A 644-nucleotide genomic window follows, 5' to 3' on the forward strand; every position below is an offset into this window, starting at 1 on the left:
AAACTCTCCATTGTAAAGAAGTTTTGATACTGACTAATTTCTCGCGAAATCAGACGTTCGTGTATCTAATGTTTTTCGCTTAACATTACCTGTGTTTATTATGCTGTTGTTTCCATTCTTTCAAAGAGCTTCCGTTGAACCTGTTGTTCAACTTCGTTAATGTCTCAGATCCGATCTGTGTGGTGCGTTTCACCAGGACATCATTATTATTTTTTTAAGAACTTTTTTGTTTTCGTTGGGGTTGCAAAGGTAGTCATTTTATTCTCACTACCAAATATTTTTCGAAGTTTTCTTCTCTCATGAGGATAAAAAAGCCCGGTCTCAATTCAGAGACCGGGACTCTTCTAAATAAATATGGCAGCTACCTACTCTCCCGCATGATAGTGCAGTACCATCGGCCATGAGGGGCTTAACTTCTCTGTTCGGAATGGGAAGAGGTGAACACCCTCGGCAAAACCACCATAAGATCTTTATATATGATCTTCTGTGTTCCGGCAACACTATTGCAGCGTTGTTAATTCCTGTGACCCGGAGCACGCAATAACTTACATATTGGGATGTTATAACACTATTTACAAAATAAAATTAAAGCTTACGGGCAATTAGTACTACTCGGCTTCGATGTTACCACCCTTACACCTGTA

Annotated in this window: 1 rRNA gene; it reads right to left on the reverse strand. The window is 39.4% G+C overall.

The features are described 5' to 3' along the window. Positions 1–352: 352 nt before the first annotated feature. A 5S ribosomal RNA gene (gene rrf / locus GO493_RS30760) occupies positions 353–464 on the reverse strand. Positions 465–644: the final 180 nt, after the last annotated feature.

The sequence above is a fragment of the Chitinophaga tropicalis genome (genome assembly GCF_009758205.1).
Taxonomy (GTDB): domain Bacteria; phylum Bacteroidota; class Bacteroidia; order Chitinophagales; family Chitinophagaceae; genus Chitinophaga; species Chitinophaga tropicalis.